The 3355-nt window shown below is 61.2% G+C and carries 2 protein-coding genes; both read left to right on the top strand.

Going from position 1 to position 3355, the window contains the following annotated elements; all coding sequences use genetic code 11:
- The first annotated feature begins 181 nt into the window (after positions 1-181).
- Entirely contained in the window at positions 182-1483 is a 1302-nt protein-coding gene (locus B4F73_RS06410; protein WP_206992507.1) for a NupC/NupG family nucleoside CNT transporter, read from the top strand.
- Positions 1484-1607: 124 nt separating this feature from the next.
- The coding region (locus tag B4F73_RS06405; RefSeq protein ID WP_290482778.1) for a TonB-dependent receptor at positions 1608-3355 on the top strand (1748 nt) is incomplete at its 3' end.

Here is a 3355-nt window from a genome sequence, read left to right as displayed (position 1 = left end):
TCCTTCGACTTCGCTCAGGATGAGTCCGCACTCTGCTGCCAGGTTGCAGCGCTCAACCTGAGCGAAGTCGAAGGATGGGCAGGCTGGGGGAGTTGCACGCAGTTGCGCACATGAATACTTCCCCTCCGGCCAAGGCGCCGCTAAGCCTGAATGTGACAGTTTTGGGGAAAGGGAGCGGCGAATGCTTTCCATCGCAGGGTATGAATGGGGCTGGGATAATGCGCGGGCACTGCTCGGCATCTTGCTGATCTATGGTGTGTGCTGGGTGTTGTCAGAGAAGCGGAAACTGTTTCCGTTCCGGCTGATCATCGGCGCGACGATCATGCAATTCGTGTTTGCGCTGATCCTGTTTGGCATCCCCTTTGTACGGGCGATCCTGTTCAAGGCCAATGACGTGGTCGATGGCCTGCAAAATGCGACGCGGGCCGGCACCAGCTTTGTGTTCGGGTATGTCGGTGACAATGTGGCCGCGCAGCAATTGATGGATGGGTCGCCGCCGCCGCTGTTCTTCTTCCAGATTCTGCCAATCGTGATCGTCGTTGCCGCGCTGTCCGCCATTCTCTGGCACTGGCGCATCCTTCAATGGGTCACAAACGGGTTCGCCTATATCTTTCAGCGCGCGATGGGCCTTGGCGGGGCGACGTCTCTCGCCGTGTCGGCCAATGTGTTCATGGGCATGACCGAGGCGCCGGTTCTGATCCGGCCCTACATCAAGGGTATGACCCGGTCTGAGCTGCTGATCATGATGACGGCGGGCTTTGCGACCATCGCAGGCAGTGTGCTTGTGGTGTATGGGGCGTTCCTTGAAGGCAAGATGGACAATCCGCTGGCACAATTGCTGACCGCCTCCATCATGGCGGCCCCGGCAGCGGTGGCCGTGGCGCTCTGCCTGATTCCGGAGACGACGCCCGCGACCGAGCGGATGAAGGAACCTGATTTCAGCTATTCTTCCACGATGGATGCTTTTTCGACGGGCGCCTCTGACGGCCTGAAGATCGTGCTGAACATTGCGACCATGCTGATCGCGGCGCTGGCGCTGCTCTGGCTGGTCAATGCAGGGCTGGGCGCATTCCCGGATGTGGCGGGTGCACCGCTCTCCATTGAGCGTATCCTTGGCTGGATCTTCGCGCCGCTGATGTACATGATCGGCGTGCCGATGGGCGAGGCGGCGCAATCGGGCTCGCTGATGGGCGTGAAGACGGTGCTGACCGAATTCGTGGCCTTCCTGCAACTCGCTGAAGTGCCTCAGGACGCAATGGACCCGCGCACGCGCATCATCACGGCGCACGCCATTTGCGGTTTTGCGAATTTCGGCTCCATGGGCATCCTGATTGGCGGCCTGAGCATTGTGGAACCGGCGCGGCGGGATGATTTCCTGGCGCTGGCTTGGCGGACGCTATTGGCGGGGACGCTGGCGACGTGTCTCTCTGGCGCGGTGGTCGGGGCGCTGCCATATCAGCTATTTGCAGGTGTGGGTGGCTGATCTTTCCGCTCGCCTCCCGCACGGTCAGGCCTAGACTTCAGGGCTGGGATTGGCACGAGTGCGGGATATGAAGATGAGACGATTTCGAATTGGGTTGCTGGCCGCCTGCGGTATGGCAACGGCTATGCCTTCTTTGGCACAGGAACGCTTGGCGCCGGTGAGCGTCTGGGGTGATCGGACAGAGACCGATCCTGGGAGCCTTGCGGGTCTGGACGCTGCTGAGATCGACGAGATCCTCGCCGATCATCCGGCGGAAATCCTGAATAAATTACCCGGTGTGAACATTCAGATGAATTCCGGGCAGGAGCATCTGGTTGCAATCCGCTCACCCGTCCTGACCGGAGGGGCCGGGCAGGGAAGTTTCCTGATCATGGAGAATGGCGTCCCGGTGCGCTCGCCCGCTTTTGGCAACGTCAACAGTCTGTTCGAGCCACATCATGAAGTGGCGAGCGGGATTGAAGTCGTGCGCGGGCCGGGCAGTGCGAAATACGGTTCCAACGCCGTGCACGGACTGGTCAATGTCATCTTGCCGGAAGTCGGCAGCGGCGGCCAGGTGGTCGCGAGCTATGGCACACTCGGTCGCTGGCGTACGGATGTGACGCTGGACGAGGGAGAGCACTGGTTGGCGGCGGTGTCGCTACAAAAGGATACCGGCTGGCGCGACAATACCGGCGTCGACCAGCAGAAGCTGACACTGGTCGGCGACTGGATGCTGGGCGACTGGGACACGACGACATGGCTCACCGCGTCAAACCTCAACCAGGAAACGGCCGGCTTTGCACAGGGGCCGGATGCCTACAAGGATGAGGACATTGCCAAATCCAATCCGAACCCGGAAGCCTACCGCGATGCGTGGTCGGCGCGGGCAGGCGCGCGGCTGTCTCGAAACCTCAGCGGCGGCACGCTGACCCTGACGCCGTATGCGCACACCCAGTCGATGATCTTTGCACAGCACTTCCTGCCGAATGGTGGCGTGGAGAAGAATGGCTCGACCGGTGGGGGTGTGATGGCGCGCTTTGAGTGGGAGGCTTCCGACAGCCTGACCTGGCGCGTGGGCGCGGATGTTGATGTCGCAAGCGGCTGGCTGACTGAAATCCAGCCCGAACCGTTCGGCTTCTTTCCGGGCGACTCGCGTTTCCCGCAAGGCAAACACTATGACTACACCGTCAACACGTTGATGGGGGCGGTCTGGGGAGAGCTGGATTTTGCGCTGGGTGAGGATGTGCACGTGCTGGCTGGGCTGCGCGCGGAAGCGCATGAGTATGACTATTCGACCGATGTGGCGCCCGGCATCAATGGCCGGTTCAATGTGCCGGATGACCGGACCGATAACTTTGACCTCCTGACGCCGAAGCTGGGCCTGATCTGGTCGGTAACGGAGGTGACCGATCTTTATGCGAACTATGCCCGCGGCGAGCGCGCGCCACAGGCCTCTGATCTCTACCGCCTGCAAAGCCTGCAAGTGGCCGGGCAGGTGAAGGAAGAGACGCTCGACAGCGTCGAGATTGGCGCGCGGGGCAATGCGCTGAACGGTCGGCTGGTATATGATGTTGCGGCCTACTGGATGGAGAAGGACAATTTCTTCTTCCGCGACAGTGACGGGCTGAACGTTCCGGATGGGGCGACCGAGCACAAGGGCGTGGAAGCCTCCGCGGCATTTGAGCTGACGCCTGTCCTGAGCGTGTCCGGCTCGGCCAGCTGGTCTAACCAGACCTATACATTCGACCGGATCACCGGCTCCGGCACCGAGACCATCCGCGACGGCAATGAGATCGACACGGCGCCGGAATGGCTGGCCAATGTCTCACTGGACTGGCAGGCGACGGACGCGATCAAACTGTCACTGAATGTTGATCATGTCGGCGAGTATTT

The sequence above is a fragment of the Hyphomonas sp. UBA3601 genome (genome assembly GCF_002375605.1).
Taxonomy (GTDB): domain Bacteria; phylum Pseudomonadota; class Alphaproteobacteria; order Caulobacterales; family Hyphomonadaceae; genus Hyphomonas.
Note: the sequence above shows the minus strand (reverse complement) of the source record. Positions and strands in the feature narration are given on the sequence as shown.